Source organism: Pseudomonas sp. rhizo25, from assembly GCF_031931935.1.
Classification (GTDB): domain Bacteria; phylum Pseudomonadota; class Gammaproteobacteria; order Pseudomonadales; family Pseudomonadaceae; genus Aquipseudomonas; species Aquipseudomonas synxantha.
Genome location: NZ_JAUJXA010000003.1, coordinates 487897 through 503950, shown reverse-complemented (window position 1 = coordinate 503950; position 16054 = coordinate 487897). Strand labels below are relative to the sequence as shown.

The 16054-nt window shown below is 61.4% G+C and carries 13 protein-coding genes and 1 pseudogene; 10 read left to right on the top strand and 4 right to left on the bottom strand.

What is annotated here, in order from left to right:
* Window positions 1-11: 11 nt before the first annotated feature.
* Window positions 12-236, bottom strand: a complete 225-nt coding sequence (locus QZR30_RS09275) for a YgdI/YgdR family lipoprotein (protein ID WP_005788446.1) — start codon at window positions 234-236, stop codon at window positions 12-14.
* Between the two features lie 187 nt (window positions 237-423).
* Between QZR30_RS09275 and QZR30_RS09270 the strand changes: the two genes are divergently transcribed.
* From QZR30_RS09270 to QZR30_RS09250, 5 genes are all read left to right on the top strand, one after another.
* Window positions 424-2070, top strand: a complete 1647-nt coding sequence (locus QZR30_RS09270; protein ID WP_046068091.1) for a VRR-NUC domain-containing protein — start codon at window positions 424-426, stop codon at window positions 2068-2070.
* Window positions 2067-4325, top strand: a complete 2259-nt coding sequence (locus QZR30_RS09265; RefSeq protein WP_311903222.1) for an ATP-dependent DNA helicase — start codon at window positions 2067-2069, stop codon at window positions 4323-4325. Before QZR30_RS09270 ends, QZR30_RS09265 begins: the two co-directional genes overlap by 4 nt.
* A 752-nt stretch (window positions 4326-5077) precedes the next feature.
* Window positions 5078-5623, top strand: coding sequence for a hypothetical protein (locus QZR30_RS09260; RefSeq protein ID WP_043050489.1), 546 nt, complete (start codon window positions 5078-5080; stop codon window positions 5621-5623).
* An 84-nt stretch (window positions 5624-5707) separates the two neighbouring features.
* Window positions 5708-5920, top strand: a complete 213-nt coding sequence (locus QZR30_RS09255) for a hypothetical protein (protein WP_046068093.1) — start codon at window positions 5708-5710, stop codon at window positions 5918-5920.
* 11 nt (window positions 5921-5931) lie between these two features.
* Window positions 5932-6066 carry a hypothetical protein gene (locus tag QZR30_RS09250; RefSeq protein WP_014718417.1) on the top strand — a complete coding sequence of 45 codons (135 nt, stop codon included), beginning with the start codon at window positions 5932-5934 and terminating at the stop codon, window positions 6064-6066.
* On the opposite strand, the gene QZR30_RS09245 is transcribed toward QZR30_RS09250, so the two are convergent.
* Window positions 6057-7409 carry a cation:proton antiporter gene (locus tag QZR30_RS09245; protein ID WP_046068094.1) on the bottom strand — a complete coding sequence of 451 codons (1353 nt, stop codon included), beginning with the start codon at window positions 7407-7409 and terminating at the stop codon, window positions 6057-6059. The two genes, QZR30_RS09250 and QZR30_RS09245, sit on opposite strands and share 10 nt — an antisense overlap.
* Before the next feature lie 182 nt (window positions 7410-7591).
* On the opposite strand from QZR30_RS09245, the pseudogene QZR30_RS09240 reads away from it, so the two are divergent.
* Window positions 7592-8752 (top strand): annotated as a pseudogene (locus QZR30_RS09240) (pyridoxal phosphate-dependent aminotransferase); the annotation flags it as partial.
* On the opposite strand, the gene QZR30_RS09235 reads toward QZR30_RS09240, so the two are convergent.
* Window positions 8751-9191, bottom strand: coding sequence for an Lrp/AsnC family transcriptional regulator (locus QZR30_RS09235; RefSeq protein ID WP_046068096.1), 441 nt, complete (start codon window positions 9189-9191; stop codon window positions 8751-8753). The pseudogene QZR30_RS09240 and the gene QZR30_RS09235 sit on opposite strands and share 2 nt — an antisense overlap.
* Before the next feature lie 108 nt (window positions 9192-9299).
* On the opposite strand from QZR30_RS09235, the gene QZR30_RS09230 reads away from it, so the two are divergent.
* Complete coding sequence (locus QZR30_RS09230) at window positions 9300-10202, top strand: DMT family transporter (protein ID WP_056845931.1); 903 nt, start codon at window positions 9300-9302, stop codon at window positions 10200-10202.
* On the opposite strand, the gene QZR30_RS09225 is transcribed toward QZR30_RS09230, so the two are convergent.
* Window positions 10180-12159, bottom strand: a complete 1980-nt coding sequence (locus QZR30_RS09225; protein ID WP_059397379.1) for a peptidase U32 family protein — start codon at window positions 12157-12159, stop codon at window positions 10180-10182. The genes QZR30_RS09230 and QZR30_RS09225 overlap by 23 nt on opposite strands.
* Window positions 12160-12413: 254 nt before the next feature.
* Here QZR30_RS09225 and QZR30_RS09220 point away from each other — a divergent pair, with 254 nt between their 5' ends.
* From QZR30_RS09220 to QZR30_RS09210, 3 genes are read left to right on the top strand one after another with little or no spacing between them, the layout of a single operon-like run.
* Window positions 12414-14063 (top strand): AMP-binding protein, encoded by a 1650-nt coding sequence (locus tag QZR30_RS09220; protein WP_311903221.1) that lies wholly within the window; start codon window positions 12414-12416, stop codon window positions 14061-14063.
* Window positions 14064-14084: 21 nt separating this feature from the next.
* A complete protein-coding gene (locus tag QZR30_RS09215) occupies window positions 14085-14852 on the top strand; it encodes an SDR family NAD(P)-dependent oxidoreductase (protein WP_046068100.1) in 768 nt (255 codons plus the stop codon).
* Between the two features lie 12 nt (window positions 14853-14864).
* A complete protein-coding gene (locus QZR30_RS09210) occupies window positions 14865-16049 on the top strand; it encodes an acetyl-CoA C-acyltransferase (protein WP_311903220.1) in 1185 nt (394 codons plus the stop codon).
* The last annotated feature ends 5 nt before the right edge of the window (window positions 16050-16054 follow it).

Below are 16054 nucleotides of genomic sequence, written 5' to 3'. Positions count from 1 at the left end.
GCCTGGAAAGATTAGTTTTCCTTGCGCACCGTGGCCACATCATCGGCCTTGATGCGAATGCGCTTGCCGGCAATATCGGTGAACTCATAGAAGCCGTCGGCTGTCTTGGCGTTGGGTGTGTCCTTGGTCAAATACTGCGTACCATTTTGCAATGTCACGACGGTTTGCGTGGAGCAACCGGCCAATACCAGAAAAGTGAGCGCAACCAGTGGAAGCCCCAAATTCTTCATGTTCATTACCCTTACCTTAACCCTGAAAAGTCCCGCCACCCATGGCTGGGGGCGACAAATATTACGCGATCAACTCCCTCATCTGATCGCTTTTTTACAAAAAGTTGCAGGGACCATTTATCTATTACCGATTGCAACAAGCCCTTAGCAGCGGCACTCTGTATGCATAACCAGTATTTGATTGCCTTGCGCCATGGTCAACACCCTCGAAAACCCCTTGTATTACTTGCATAACTTCCGCCAGGTGCTGGCTTGGCTGGGGCAGCGCTATGCCGATTTGCTCGAGGCGCACGAAGAGCATTTCATTCAGCAATTTGACAGGTTGCCCCAGGCGTCACAGGCGTTATTGGTGCGCATGGTGATGCGCAAGGGCGTGCATTTTCGCGGTGCCAAGCTCAATTACCTGGAAATCGGTTGCCCCCATGCAGCGGTGGGCCCGTTGCGCGAACTGGGCTGGGTGGACGACCAAAGTCCGCTGCCGTTTGCGACCTTGTTCACCTTGCTGCAAAAAGGCGAAATCCTGAATGCGTTCAGGCCCTGGATCGACCAGCCCAAGGCCAACAAGGCAGCCTGGCTCGAGCCACTGGCCACGCAGTTCAGCGAACAGCGCAGTTTTGCCCAATGGTGTCCCGATGTCGACGATGTGCTCTATAGCCTCACGGTGATGGAGTTGTGTGATCGCCTGCGCCTGATGTTCTTCGGCAATCTGCATCAGGACTGGTCGGAATTCGTGCTGGCAGACCTGGGCATCTACACCTATGAAAAAGTCCCGTTCTGCGCCGAGTCACGTGGTTTGCGCACCCGTGACGACGTGCAGGGCTTCCTGTTCCTGCACCAATGTCAGCAAGCCTTTGAAGCCGGTGAGGCATTGGATGCGGTGCTGGCACACATCGCCACGCTGCATACCGATAACCCCTGGCTGGAAAAACGTCGCGCCAAACTGCTCTTCCAGATCGGCCAGTATGGCGAGCGCTGTGGCGAGTTGGCGCTGGCTGAACAGGTTTACCGACACTGCACCTATCCCGGCGCACGGGCGCGGTTGATCCGTGTATTGGAGCGCCAGGAGGATTACGCGCAGGCCATGGCCTTGGCGATCGCCGCCCAACAAGCCCCGGAAAGTGCCGCGGAGCACCAGCACCTGCTACGGGTGCTGCCCCGCTTGCGGCGCAAACTGGGCGAGCCGGCGCTGCCCAAGGCCAAGCCACAGGCCGTTGCGCGCCTGGACCTGGCACTGGTGCCGGAGCCGATGATGTCGGTGGAATTTTGCGTGCAGGCGCATCTGAACGAGCCGGACGCACCGGTGTATTACGTCGAGAACGGCCTGATCAATTCGCTGTTCGGCCTGTTGTGTTGGGACGCGATTTTCGCGCCGCTGCCGGGGGCGTTCTTCCACCCGTTCCAGCGTGGGCCGGCGGACCTGCACAGCGAGGACTTCCATCAACGTCGAGAAGCCTTGTTTGCTGCCTGCTTCGAGCAACTGGAGGATGAGCGCTACAAGGCCACCATCCGCCAACGTTACGCGGACAAATGGGGCATCCAGTCGCCGTTCGTGTTCTGGAACCTGCTCAGTGAAGAGCTGCTGGAACAAGCCCTGGCCTGCCTGCCCGCCGAACACCTGCGCCATTGGTTTGCGCGCCTGCTGGTGGACATCCGCGCCAACCGCGCCGGGATGCCGGACCTGATCCAGTTCTGGCCCGCACAAAAGACCTACCGCATGATCGAGGTCAAGGGCCCCGGCGACCGCCTGCAAGACAACCAATTGCGTTGGCTGGCGTTCTGCGCCGAGTACCAGATGCCGGTCACGGTCTGCTACGTGCGCTGGGCGGAGCAGAGCGCTTGAGCTACAGCGTGGCCGTGCGGGCGTTGTGTGAGTTCACCGCCAAGGTCGGCGACCTTGACCTGCGTTTTACGCCATCGCCCAGCGCCCAGGAAGGGATCGTCGGTCACCGCACGGTGGCTTCCCGGCGTAGCGCGCACTATCAGAACGAGGTCGCCCTCGAGGGCGAATACCTGCAGCTCAAAGTGCGGGGCAGGGCGGACGGCTACGATCCCGACGCCAACCGCCTGGAAGAGGTCAAGACCTACCGTGGCGATCTCGCCGCCCAGCCCGCCAACCATCGGCAACTGCACTGGGCGCAGGTCAAGGTGTATGGCTGGCTGATGTGCCAGAAACTCGGCCTCGACGACATCGACCTGGCGCTGGTGTACTTCGATATCGTCGGCGAAGGCGAGACCCTGCTGAACCAACATTTCAACGCGCCAGACCTGGAGCACTTCTTCAAGCAGCAGTGCGCGCTGTTCCTGGACTGGGCCCGGCAGGAAATGCAACACCGCACCGCACGTAACAGCGCCGCCCAAGCCCTGGCGTTTCCCCATGCCGAGTTTCGTCCTGGGCAACGTGCCTTGGCTGAATCGGTCTACAAAGCCGTGAGTACCGGCCGTTGCCTGATGGCCCAGGCGCCCACCGGGATCGGCAAGACCGTCGGGACCATCTTCCCGCTGCTCAAGGCGCTGGCGCCACAGCAACTGGACAAAGTGTTCTTTCTCACGGCGAAGACCCCTGGACGCAAGCTTGCCCTGGACGCTGCCCAGGTGCTGTACGCCAGCAGCCCCGATCTGCCGCTGCGGGTACTTGAGCTGGTGGCCCGGGACAAGGCATGCGAGCACCCGGACAAAGCCTGCCACGGCGAATCCTGCCCCTTGGCCAAGGGCTTTTACGACCGTCTGCCCGCCGCGCGCCAAGCCGCGTCCCAAGTGCGCCTGCTCGATCAACGCAGCCTGCGCGACGTTGCCTTGGCCCATGGGGTGTGCCCGTATTACCTGAGCCAGGAAATGGCGCGCTGGAGCGACCTTGTGGTCGCCGACTACAACTACTTTTTTGATTTCGGCGCCATGCTGTTCGGCCTCGCCCAGTTGAACCAATGGCGCGTCGCAGTGCTGGTGGACGAGGCACATAACCTGGTGGAACGGGCCCGTTCGATGTACAGCGCCAGCCTTGACCAATACAGCCTTAAGACCCTGCGTGACACGGCGCCCGAGGCGCTGAAGAAACCCTTGCAGCGCCTGAACCGCGAGTGGAACGCCCTGCACAAGGAGCAAGTCGCACCGTACCAGGCCTATGCCAGCCGGCCCGAAAAACTGCTGCAAGCCCTGAGCCTGTGCATCAGCGCCATGGGCGACTATTTCAACGATCACCCCGAAGCCCTCAGCGGCGACCTGCAGGCTTTCTACTTTGAAGCCCTGCAATGGGCCAAAGTGGCGGAGCTGTTCAATGAACATTTCATCTTCGATATCAGCAAGCGCCAGTTCAACGGCAAGCGCAGCAGCTCAACCCTGTGTCTGCGCAATGTGGTGCCGGCCGAGTTCATCCGGCCCCGATTGACCGCAGCCCGCAGCAGTGTGCTGTTTTCCGCAACCTTGAGCCCGCGTCACTATTACGCCGACTTGCTCGGCATGCCAGCGGACACCGCCTGGGTCGATGTGGAGTCGCCGTTCAAGGCCGAGCAATTGCAGGTGCGTATCGTCGATGCCATCTCCACCCGGTTCGTGCATCGCCAGGCCTCGCTTACGCCTATTGTCGAGCTGATTGCGCGGCAATTTGTCGAGCAGCCGGGTAACTACCTGGCGTTCTTTTCCAGCTTCGATTACCTGCAACAGGTGGCGCAGTTGTTGGCCGAGCGGCACCCGCAGATTGCGCAGTGGCTGCAATCTCGGGGCATGGCCGAGGCCGAACGCCAGGCCTTTCTCGACCAGTTCACCCAGCACAGCCAAGGCATTGGCTTTGCGGTACTGGGCGGTGCGTTTGGCGAAGGCATCGACTTGCCCGGTGCGCGCTTGATCGGCGCCTTCATTGCGACCCTGGGCCTGCCGCAACTGAACCCGGTCAACGAGCAAATGAAGGCACGCATGGGCGCGATCTTCGGCGCCGGCTACGATTACACTTATCTTTATCCTGGCCTGCAGAAGGTCGTACAAGCCGCGGGCAGGGTGATCCGCAGTCAACAGGATCGCGGTGTGGTGATGTTGATCGATGACCGTTTCGGCGAAGCGCGGGTACGGCAATTGCTGCCGCGTTGGTGGGCGATCGATAACTGACAGACGTACGGCGGTCAAAATGTGGGAGGAGGCTTGCCCCCGATGGCGGAGGGTCAGCTACAGATGTGCTGACTGACACACTGCTATCGGGGGCAAGCCCCCTCCCACATTTGGATCGCATAGGTATCTACACAACTTCGTAGCAGCCGACCGTAACCACGATGCGCAGCGAGCCGCTCCTGATCTTGATCTGCTTTTGATTTTGATCTCAGGCGCCCCGTTAAACCACGCTGGCCGGAATTCGACAGGGATTTGGGGGGTAAGCCGGCAGGGATGCCGGTTTAGCCGCCCCGCGCCATGGATGGCGCGTGGCGGCGGCCCCCCAAATCCATGGCGGATTACGGGCACACCGAGCCTGGGCGAGGTGCCGAGTGGTGGGGCAAGAGCGCTTGGTTACTTTGCGCTTTTCAAAGTGACCCGCTGTAAAAGCGGAACCAATAGTGGCCGTTGCCCAAATAACGGATATGTACTCGGTCTGATCCAACATTCTGCTCGGCTGTCAGGCCGCCATCGGGGGCAAGTCGAATCGTCGCACCGCCCCTCCCACATTTGGATCGCGGTGCTTCAGTTAGATAGCTATAAGCTCCCTTGCCAGAGAAGCAGCGGTGTACCAAAGTTGTGTAGATACCTATGGCTGTCGGGGGTAAGCCCCACATTCAAAGCGTGTTCGTTCCACCCTGGGCGTGAACAAACTTGAACTTCATCGAAGCCCACGTCTTCTAACCAGATTAGTTATCGTGTGGAGCCCCGTCGTGCCCAGAATCATCTCTCCAAACACGCCCGAAGCGGCCCTGACCGACCACAGCGAGCACAACGCGAAGATCTTCGGCTCGCCCAAGGACCGTCTCGACTTCTATCGCCGAGAGATCCAGTACGAAACCTCCATCCTGGCCAACCGCACTGACGCCTACCTCACGGCGCAGTCATTCCTGGTCATTGCCTTTGTCTCCGGCATGGGCAACCTCAACCCGGAGTGGGGCAAACTGTTCACCCTGGTGGTGCCGGTGATCCTCGCCGCGCTGGGTATCTTAAGCTCGCTCAACGCCTGGCCTGGTATACGTGCCGCCTATGAAATCATCGACCACTGGCACTACAAGCAAAGCGAGTTGCTGCGCAGTGAACCGGTGATGGGCATGGCCTACGATGAATCGCCACTGTTCTCCGAGATGGAGTCGACGCACAAGGGCTATCGCAAGTCGCTGCTGTTCTCCATGCGTGCGCCGTGGTTGTTCATGGTGTTCTGGCTGGTATTGGGGATCTATGCCTTCTATATCCAGGTCGACAACCCGTTGCGATGAGCAATTGGAATGAACTTCATTGCCTGACGTGGCGCCTTACCTCTATGCCGTACAGTTTCCCCCAGCGCTGCAAAGAGGTGCGCCATGACCAACAGCAAAGACCCCCAGCTCGACAATCGTAATGATCCCGCCATCGACGGTGGCGAGCCGGCTCCCGGCACCGCTGCCGATGCCCCCAAAGACCCCAAGGCCGATAGCGACCCCAAGGCCAAGGAAAACGACTACAGTCCAGACTTCAAGCCTGAGCGCGAGCCCAAGCCTGAAACCGATGCGGATATCGATACCCAAGGCGGCTAGAGGAGAGGCTCATGTCAAAAGAACTCGACGACGAACTCAACGATCCGGGCAATGAAGACCCGGGTTCATTGATGGATGATGCCGAAGTCCCGCTTAATGATCTGGATGAGGCGGCGGACGTCGGCAATACCGAAAATCAGGACTGACCCTTCGCCCCGGCACGTCGTTCATACCAGCCCAGCATCGGCTGGGTACTCAGGCCGTGAACGACGATGCTCAGGGCGATCACCGACAGGGTGAGGTTCACCGCCACCGTGCTGCTGGTGCCGATCAGCCCATGGTTGAGCGCGTAGAACAGGTAGTAGATGCTACCGATCCCGCGAATCCCGAACCAACTCATCAGCCCGCGTTGCCGACGGTCCAGCAGGCCGCCCCAAGGCATGGCAAATACACTGACCGGGCGAATCACCCCGAACAGCAACGCCGCCACCGCCAGCGCGCGCCAGTCCCAGTGGCTGACCAGCACGATGCCCAACAGCGTCACCAGGAACACTTCCATGGAACGCTCCACCAGGCTGCCGAACGACAGCATGTCGTTCATCATCACTCCGGCGGCGATTTGCGTGTCCTGCAATTGGCTGACGTCGCCGTGCAGGGCCTGTTCAGGTTCCACCTCAAGGTGACCCACCACCGGTTGCGCCAGGTGTTCGGCCGGTGTATCGGCGTTGCCGGTGGATTTGACCTCCGCTTGGCGCAGACCCAAGCCCGCCGCAAACACGGCAAGGAAGCCGTAGCCGCCGACGGCTTCAGCTGCCACGTAAGCCAGGGCGATCAGTGCCAGGGTCAGGTAGTCATTGGGCGACAAGGTGCTGTCGGCATTGGTGATGCGCATGCGCAACGTGACCCGGCCAATGCCACGCCCCATCCAGTAGCCAATCAGCAGCCCCGCCGGCACCGCCCATAGCAGGTTTTTCAGTACCCAGCCGCCCAGCCAGTCGCCGTCAAACCCGCCGTGTTGCATGAACAGCAGGCCGAATATCACAAAGGGGAAGGCTGTACCGTCGTTCAAACCGGCCTCGCCGGACAAACCGAAGCGCAGGGCGTCATAGTCCTGGGCATTGTTGACCTGCACCAGGCCGGCCAGCACCGGGTCGGTCGGCGCGAGCATGGCGCCCACCAGCAGCGAGACGCCCCACGACAGTTGCAACAGGTAGTGCAGCACCAGGCAGGTGCCGAGGATGGTCAGCAACATCACTGGCCCCGCCATGCCAAACGCAATGCGCCAAGTGCGATGGCGCAGTGGCAGGCGTAATTTCAAGCCGCTGACAAACAGCGAAAACAGCACCGCGACTTCGGTCAAGTGCTCCATCCAGCGCGCCGAGCCCTTGATATCCAGGTGCAACAGGTCCACGCCCAACGGGCCGATGGCGATGCCCAGCAGCAGGCAGACTGCCGAGGTGGTCACGGGCATCCAGCGCAGGTAGGAGGAGGTGAGGGCGAGGGTGAGCAATACGGCGCCGAGCACGGCCATCCAGAGAATAAAAGTCATCGAGCGTGTTCCAGGGCCGTGGTCTATGCAGGTTTGAGGACGGCCGAGGGATGCAGGTTCAATGTGATTACAGCCACATGTTGGCCGTTGAACGAGTGCTGGGTATGCACTATGTTGAATCCTCCTTCCCGTTCACCTATTAACGGGTCCACGCTTTTTCATTTTGAACCAGAGGCCCTGGCATGCGGTTTTCCCCCTTCGTCGAACGAATTGCAGGGCAGGGCGTCGCCGCCTGGGATATCCACCACGCTGCGTTCCAGGCGGCCAGCCAGGGCGAAGACATCATTATCCTCAGCGTCGGCGACCCGGATTTCGCCACGCCATCCTTCATCACCGACGCCGCCGTCAACGCCCTGCACATGGGCGACTCCCATTACACCGAAATCCCCGGTCGCCCGGCCCTGCGCGAGGCGGTCGCGGCGCGCTACAGCAACACCCTGGATCGCCCGCTGACGGCCGACAACGTGATCATCGTTGCCGGTGCGCAGAATGCGTTGTTTATCAGCTCGCTGTGCCTGCTGCAGGCTGGCGACGAGGTATTGGTGCTCGATCCGATGTACGTCACCTACGAGGCCACGCTCAAGGCCGGCGGTGCGACCTTGGTGCGAGTGCCATGCAGTGCGCAATCCGGCTTTCGCCTGGATTCACAACTGCTCGCTGCTGCGATCACCCCGCACACGCGGGCGATGTTCTTTTCCAACCCGAACAACCCCACCGGTGTGGTGCTCAACCCGCAGGAACTGCAAGCCATCGCCGACCTTGCGATCGCCCATGACCTGTGGGTGGTGGTGGATGAGGTCTACGAAAGCCTGGTGTTTGACGGCCAGTACCACAGCCTTGCGGCGCTGCCGGGCATGGCTGAGCGCTGTGTCGTCATCGGCAGCTTGTCAAAGTCCCATGCCATGACCGGTTGGCGTATCGGTTGGCTCATCGCCACGCCACAGATGGTGAAGCACGCCGAAACCCTGATGTTGAGCATGCTCTACGGCTTGCCGGGCTTTGTGATGGAGGCGGCGACGGCGGCGGTGTTGGCCCATGACCAGGTGACTGAAGGCATGCGCGAGATCTACCGGCGCCGACGCGACCTGGTGGTGGCTGGACTGAGTGCTTGCCCAGGCATCCAGGTACAGGCGCCGCAAGCGGGCATGTTTGTGCTGGTGGATGTGCGTGGCACAGGCCTCAGCTCCCTGGAGTTTGCCTGGCGCCTGTTTCGCGAGGCCGGGGTGTCGGTGCTGGACGCGGCGGCCTTTGGCGAGCCGGCCCAGGGGTTCGTCCGGCTGTCGTTTACCTTGGGTGAGGAGCGTCTGGCCGAAGCCTGTCGGCGAATTGCTCAGTTTGTCGCTAATCAGCCAAGGGCGGTAAACGCCGTTTTACCGGTGTTTTCTTGACGATCGCGGTGTTGGTTTCGGCATAGGCATTGAGCCGGTCGAGCAGGACGTCCAGATGCTCCATCGTGCGCACATGCAGGCGTGCGATAAAACAATCCTCGCCGGTGACCTTGTCGCATTCGGTGAACTCGGGGATCGCCTGGATCTGACGTTCCACCTCCTGCAATTTGCCGGGCAGGGGGCGGATGCGCACGATGGCTTGCAGCAGATAGCCGAAATGCCTGGGGTCGATAACGACGGTGTAGTGAGTCAGCACTCCGCGTTCTTCCAGGCGTCGCAGGCGTTCGCTGACGCTCGGTGAAGACAGCCCGGTGATGCCCGCCAGCGCCTTGAGGGACAGTCGCGAGTCGTCCATCAAGGCCGCGATCAATTGCTGGTCGATGGTGTCGATCATGCTATCCGCCTAATAAGGAAAGGTGTTTTTCAGGTTTTGCCTTTTTTAGTCACTGTAGCCGTGTCGAGCAGATTGCCATAATTGAGCCTCACTTGAGGAGTTTCAATCATGGATTCATCCCTCCGTCGCGGGTCGTGGGAAATGGTCGCCGCCATGCTGATCTCGGGCAGCATTGGCTGGTTTGTGCTGGTGTCTGGCGTGTCGGTGATCGAAGTGGTGTTCTGGCGCTGCGTGATCGGCGCGCTGACGCTGTTGCTGGTCTGCGCATGGCTGGGTTATCTGCGCCTGGACCTGCTGAACTGGGCGACGCTCGGGCTGGCAGTGCTCAGCGGCGTGGCTATCGTCGGTAACTGGTTGCTGCTGTTCGAATCTTATTCGCGTGCATCGATTGCCATCAGTACGGCGGTATACAACGTGCAGCCGTTCATGCTGGTGATGCTGGCAGCGCTGTTTCTCGGTGAAAAAATCACCGTGCAGAAACTGGCGTGGTTGAGCGTAGCCTTCCTGGGCATGTTGGCGATTGTCACCGCCCATGGCGAGCAAACGAGCGGCGGCAATTATCTGGTGGGTATTGCATTAGCCCTCGGCGCGGCCTTCTTGTATGCGATAGCCGCGTTGATCATCAAGCGCCTCAAGGCGGTGCCGCCGCATCTGATGGCTCTGATCCAGGTGGTCACTGGCGCAGTACTGCTGGCGCCGCTGGTGCCCTGGAATGGCTTGCCGACATCCACCAATGCCTGGGCCGCATTGGTGACGTTAGGCGTGGTACACACAGGGCTGATGTATGTGCTGCTGTATGGCGCGATCCAGAAACTGCCAACCGCGATCACCGGCGCACTGTCGTTCATCTACCCGATTGCGGCGATTTTCGTCGACTGGATTGCCTTCGGGCATCGCCTGGGTTGGCTGCAATGGCTGGGGGTGGCGGCGATTCTGCTGGCGGCGGCAGGGTTGCAGCGGGGCTGGTGGTGGCCCCGCTCCCCCAGGGTCAGTGCGTGCCCTGATAGATGAGGTTTTCCGGGTTGAAATGCTCTACGGCGCTGCCCGGTTGCGGCAACCCAAGGATATGCCCCTTGATCTTGCCCACCACATGCATTTCGCAGGGCTTGCAGTCGAACTTCAAGGTCAGCACTTCGTCGCCGTGAATCAACTGCATCGGCGCTACCTTGGTTTTCACCCCGGTCACGCCCTTGGCCTGTTTTGGGCACAGGTTGAACGAGAAACGCAGGCAATGCTTGGTGATCATCACCGGTACTTCGCCGGTTTCTTCGTGGGCTTCAAAGGCCGCGTCGATCAGCTTGACGCCGTGACGATGGTAGAAGTCCCGGGCTTTCTGATTGTAGACATTGGCCAGGAACGACAGGTGCGCCTCGGGGTAGACCGGCGGTGGCGAGGTTTCAGCCTTGCGCCCGCCCCGTGGGTGCGCCTTGATGCGGGCAGCGGTCAGCGCCTCGATCACTTCACGGCGCAGTGCCTTGAGCTGCGAGTTGGGGATGAAGAAGGCCTGCGGCGCATCCAGCTCGATGCGGGTGGCGTGGTATTCGGTGGTGCCGAGCTGGCCAAGCAGGTCGCGCAACGTGTCGAGCGCCTGTTCCGGCTTGTTGGCCACGCCAAACGGGCCGGGCAGGGTGACGTTGGCGCTGATGCCTTCTTCGCTGGTGGCGGTGACTTGCAGATGGTCTTCACGCAGGCGTGCCACCCATGACAGGCCGATACGGCGCTCGGCCGAGGTCTTCAACAGCGCCTGTTGCCAGTTATGGTCCAGGTTGCGGTTCAGCGGGTGGTTGGGGCGCAATTGATGCAGGCCGGCGGGCATTTCATTCGGTTCGACGCGATAGCGGTAGCGCTTCTCGCCGTCTTCTTCGAACTCACCCTTGGGCTCGGCGATATTGGCGCGGAACCCCACCACTTCACGCTTGACCAGCACATTCAGGCCATCACCGTTGGACAGTGGCTCCTGGGTGACCACCTGCAAGTCACGCTTGCCGGCTTTTTCCACCACACCCACCGGCAGGCCGGTAAAGGTCGGGGTGTCGAACGCGCCGATGTCGATCTTGCGGTCGGTGACGAAGTAATCGGTGCTGCCACGGTGGAAGGTTTTTTCCGGGTCGGGCACAAAGAAATGCGCGGTACGGCCGCTGGAAGCGCGGGCAAGGTCCGGGCGGTCTTCGAGGATTTCGTCGAGGCGCTGGCGGTAGTAGGCGGTGATGTTCTTCACATAGCCCATGTCCTTGTAGCGACCTTCGATCTTGAACGAGCGCACGCCGGCTTCGACCAGGGCACGCAGGTTGGCGCTCTGGTTGTTGTCCTTCATCGACAGCAGGTGCTTTTCAAACGCGACCACGCGGCCCTGGTCATCTTTCAATGTGTACGGCAGGCGGCACGCCTGGGAGCAATCACCGCGGTTGGCACTGCGGCCATTTTGCGCATGGGAGATATTGCACTGCCCGGAGAACGCCACGCACAGGGCACCATGGATAAAGAACTCGATGGCGGCATCGGTCTCGTCGGCGATGGCGCGGATCTCTTGCAGGTTCAGCTCTCGGGCCAATACCAATTGCGAGAAACCGGCCTGGTCGAGAAATTTGGCGCGGCCCAGGGTGCGGATGTCGGTCTGGGTGCTGGCGTGCAGCTCGATGGGCGGAATATCCAGCTCCATCACGCCCAGGTCTTGCACGATCAGTGCGTCGACACCGGCATCGTAGAGCTGATGGATCAGCTTGCGCGCAGGCTCCAGCTCGTTGTCATGCAAGATGGTGTTGATGGTGGTGAACACGCGGGCGTGGTAACGCCGGGCGAATTCCACCAGTTGAGCGATATCGCTCACCTCGTTACAGGCATTATGGCGCGCGCCGAAGCTCGGCCCGCCGATGTAGATGGCGTCGGCGCCATGCAGGATAGCCTCGCGCGCAATGGCGACATCGCGGGCAGGGCTGAGCAATTCCAGGTGATGCTTGGGCAAGGACATAGTTTTTTTAGTCAGGCTTGTCACGGTCGAGGCGCGCATTGTAGCCGTGAAATGCCTGGGCGGCATCTACCGCAGGGCTGTCGGCCCCCAGGCCACCCCGGACTCAACAGGTGCCCCCCACACCGGATTGGCCAAACCAGTCAGCCAGGTTGAAGGCTTTGACCATTGCCGCTGCAACGCTCTGGAGCGACTATTCCAGCTGATTTATCGAGTCAAAAAGTCCTGAAAATAAAAATACAGAAGGATTGGAAACGATGCGTGAGTATTTGGCTGCCACCACCGGGTTTGATTACCAGCACACCGTCGACGCCGCGCTGGCCGGCAATCTGCAGGCGTTGAATGCCTGCGTAGAATGCTGTGACCGCCACGTGCTCCCCGGGCGTATCGCTTTGTTCTGGGAAGGCAAAGATGGGCGCAGCGCCACGTCGACCTTCACCGAGCTGCAGGAACAGGCCGCACGTTTCGCCAACTTCCTCCTGTCCCAGGGCGTCAAGCGCGGTGACAAGGTCGCCGGCCTGTTACCGCGCACGGCCGAGTTGCTGGTGGTGGTGCTCGCCACCTGGCGCATCGGCGCGGTGTATCAGCCGCTGTTTACCGCCTTCGGCCCCAAGGCCATCGAGCATCGCCTGAACAGCTCCGGGGCAGCGCTGGTGGTCACCGACGCGGTCAACCGTCCCAAGCTGACCGAAGTCGCCGGCTGCCCGACCATCGTCACGGTGGCCGGGGCCAGGGGCGAGGGCATCGTGCGCGGTGACTACAGCTTCTGGGCCGAACTGCCCAACCACGCCAACGTCTGCGAGCCGGTGATGCTGGGCGCCGACGATCCGTTCCTGCTGATGTTCACCTCGGGCACCACCGGCCCCTCCAAGGCGCTGTCGGTGCCACTCAAGGCTATTGTTGCGTTCCAGGGCTACATGCGCGACGCCGTGGACTTGCGCCCCGAAGATGCGTTCTGGAACGTCGCCGACCCGGGCTGGGCCTACGGCATCTATTTCGGCGTGACCGGGCCGCTGGCCATGGGGCATCCGATCACTTTCTACGATGGTCCGTTCACCCTGGAAAGCACCTGCCGGGTCATCAATAAATATGGGATCACCAACCTCGCCGGTTCGCCCACGGCGTACCGCCTGCTGATTGCCGGAGGCGAGCAGTTCGCCCGTTCGATCAAGGGCAAGCTGCGCATCGTCAGCAGTGCCGGCGAGCCATTGAACCCGGAGGTGATCCGCTGGTTCGCCGATAGCCTGGGAGTGACCATCCACGACCACTATGGCCAGACTGAACTGGGCATGGTGCTGTGCAATCACCATGGCCTGGCGCACCCGGTGCATGTGGGTTCGGCGGGCTTCGCCTCGCCCGGACACCGCATCGTGGTGCTGGATGAACAGCATCAGGAACTGCCCGCCGGCCAGCCCGGGATTCTCGCCATCGACCGCGAACAATCGCCGATGTGCTGGTTCGCCGGCTATGAGGGCGTCAAGACCAAGGCCTTTGTGGGCAAGTACTACCTCAGTGGCGACACCGTGGAGCTGAACCCGGACGGCAGCATCAGTTTTGTCGGGCGCAGCGATGATGTGATCACCACGTCCGGTTACCGCGTCGGTCCGTTCGATGTGGAAAGCGCCCTGGTCGAACACCCCGCCGTGGTTGAAGCCGCCGTAGTCGGCAAGCCTTGCCCGGAACGTACCGAGCTGGTCAAGGCCTTCGTGGTGATCAGCGAGCAATATCGCGCCACCCCGGAGTTGGCCGAAGAGCTGCGCCTGCATGTGCGCCAGCGCCTGGCTGCCCATGCTTACCCACGAGAAATCGAATTTGTCAGCGACTTGCCCAAGACCCCGAGCGGCAAGTTGCAACGTTTTATTTTGCGTAATCAGGAAATTGCCAAGGCCCAGGCGGCCGTGGCTTGATCCCTTTCAAAGGAAACAATGATGCAGATTGAAAACAAGGTATTCCTGGTCAGCGGCGGTGCTTCAGGCCTCGGTGCGGCCACAGCTGAAATGCTCATTGCGGCCGGCGCGAAGGTGATGTTGGTCGACCTGAATGCCGACGCTGTGGCGACCAAGGCTACCCAGCTGGGCGACAACGCCCGTAGTGCCGTAGCCGATATCAGCCAGGAAGCCGCTGCCGAAGCGGCCGTTAACGCGGCTGTCGAGGCGTTTGGCGGTTTGCACGGGTTGATCAACTGCGCCGGTGTAGTGCGCGGCGAGAAGATCCTCGGCAAGAATGGCCCCCACGGGCTGGCGAGCTTTGCCCAGGTAATCAACGTCAACCTGATCGGCAGCTTCAACCTGTTGCGCCTGGCCGCTGCGGCCATTGCTGAAACCGAGGCGAATGCCGATGGTGAGCGCGGTGTGATCATCAATACCGCCTCGGTGGCGGCGTTCGATGGCCAGATCGGCCAGGCGGCGTATGCTGCCTCCAAAGGCGCGATTGCCAGCCTGACCTTGCCCGTTGCCCGGGAATTGGCGCGGTTTGGCATCCGTGTGATGACCATCGCCCCGGGCATCTTTGAAACCCCGATGATGGCGGGCATGACCCCGGAAGTACGCGACTCCCTGGCTGCTGGTGTGCCATTTCCGCCACGTCTGGGCAAACCCGCCGAATATGCCGCGCTGGTGCGACATATCCTTGAAAACAGCATGCTCAATGGCGAGGTGATCCGTCTTGACGGCGCCTTGCGTATGGCGGCCAAGTAAGGAGCCACCTGTATGAATGACCCAATCGTTATTGTCAGCGCCGTGCGTACCCCCATGGGCGGGTTCCAGGGCGATCTCAAGAGCCTGACCGCGCCGCAACTGGGCGCGGCCGTGATCCGCGCCGCTGTCGAACGTGCCGGTATCGCCACCGACGCCGTCGACGAAGTGCTGTTTGGCTGCGTGCTGCCGGCCGGGCTCGGGCAGGCACCGTCCCGTCAGGCCGCCCTGGGCGCCGGGCTGGACAAGGGCACCCGCTGCACCACCCTCAATAAAATGTGCGGTTCCGGCATGGAGGCGGCGATTCTTGCCCACGACTCACTGCGTGCCGGTAGCGTCGACGTGGTAATTGCCGGTGGCATGGAGAGCATGTCCAATGCGCCGTACCTGCTGGACCGCGCACGCAGCGGTTATCGCATGGGGCACGGCAAGGTGCTCGACCACATGTTCCTCGACGGCCTGGAGGACGCCTACGACAAGGGCCGCCTGATGGGCACCTTTGCCGAGGACTGCGCCGAGCACAACGGTTTTACCCGTGAAGCCCAGGACGCCTTCGCCATTGCTTCCCTGACTCGTGCGCAGGAAGCCATCACCCATGGCAGCTTCGCCAGCGAAATCGTCCCAGTGCAGGTCACCGTGGGCAAGGAGCAGAAAACCATCCTGCACGATGAACAACCGCCGAAAGCCAAGCTGGACAAGATTGCCAGCCTGAAACCGGCGTTCCGTGAAGGTGGCACCGTGACGGCGGCCAACTCCAGTTCGATCTCCGATGGCGCCGCTGCGCTGTTGCTGATGCGCGAATCCGAGGCCCACAAGCGCGGGCTCAAACCGCTGGCGGTGATTCACGGGCATGCGGCGTTCGCCGATGAGCCGGGGCTGTTTCCGGTGGCGCCGGTGGGGGCGATCCGCAAACTGATGAGCAAGACCGGCTGGAACCTCGATGAAGTCGACCTCTTCGAAATCAACGAAGCCTTCGCCGTTGTGAGCCTGGTGACCATGAGCAAGCTGGAGATTCCCCACGACAAGGTCAATGTCCACGGCGGGGCCTGCGCCCTGGGCCATCCGATTGGCGCCTCCGGCTCACGCATCCTGGTAACCCTGTTGTCGGCCCTGCGCCAGAAGGGCCTCAAGCGTGGCGTTGCCGCCATCTGCATCGGCGGCGGTGAAGCCACGGCCATGGCCGTCGAATGCCTGTACTAAGGACT

Coding starts and splice junctions, on each gene's coding strand:
- QZR30_RS09275 (WP_005788446.1), bottom strand. CDS start 236: ATGAACATGAAGAATTTGGGGCTTCCACTGGTTGCGCTCACTTTTCTG.
- QZR30_RS09270 (WP_046068091.1), top strand. CDS start 424: ATGGTCAACACCCTCGAAAACCCCTTGTATTACTTGCATAACTTCCGC.
- QZR30_RS09255 (WP_046068093.1), top strand. CDS start 5,708: ATGACCAACAGCAAAGACCCCCAGCTCGACAATCGTAATGATCCCGCC.
- QZR30_RS09250 (WP_014718417.1), top strand. CDS start 5,932: ATGTCAAAAGAACTCGACGACGAACTCAACGATCCGGGCAATGAAGAC.
- QZR30_RS09245 (WP_046068094.1), bottom strand. CDS start 7,409: ATGACTTTTATTCTCTGGATGGCCGTGCTCGGCGCCGTATTGCTCACC.
- QZR30_RS09235 (WP_046068096.1), bottom strand. CDS start 9,191: ATGATCGACACCATCGACCAGCAATTGATCGCGGCCTTGATGGACGAC.
- QZR30_RS09230 (WP_056845931.1), top strand. CDS start 9,300: ATGGATTCATCCCTCCGTCGCGGGTCGTGGGAAATGGTCGCCGCCATG.
- QZR30_RS09225 (WP_059397379.1), bottom strand. CDS start 12,159: ATGTCCTTGCCCAAGCATCACCTGGAATTGCTCAGCCCTGCCCGCGAT.
- QZR30_RS09220 (WP_311903221.1), top strand. CDS start 12,414: ATGCGTGAGTATTTGGCTGCCACCACCGGGTTTGATTACCAGCACACC.
- QZR30_RS09215 (WP_046068100.1), top strand. CDS start 14,085: ATGCAGATTGAAAACAAGGTATTCCTGGTCAGCGGCGGTGCTTCAGGC.
- QZR30_RS09210 (WP_311903220.1), top strand. CDS start 14,865: ATGAATGACCCAATCGTTATTGTCAGCGCCGTGCGTACCCCCATGGGC.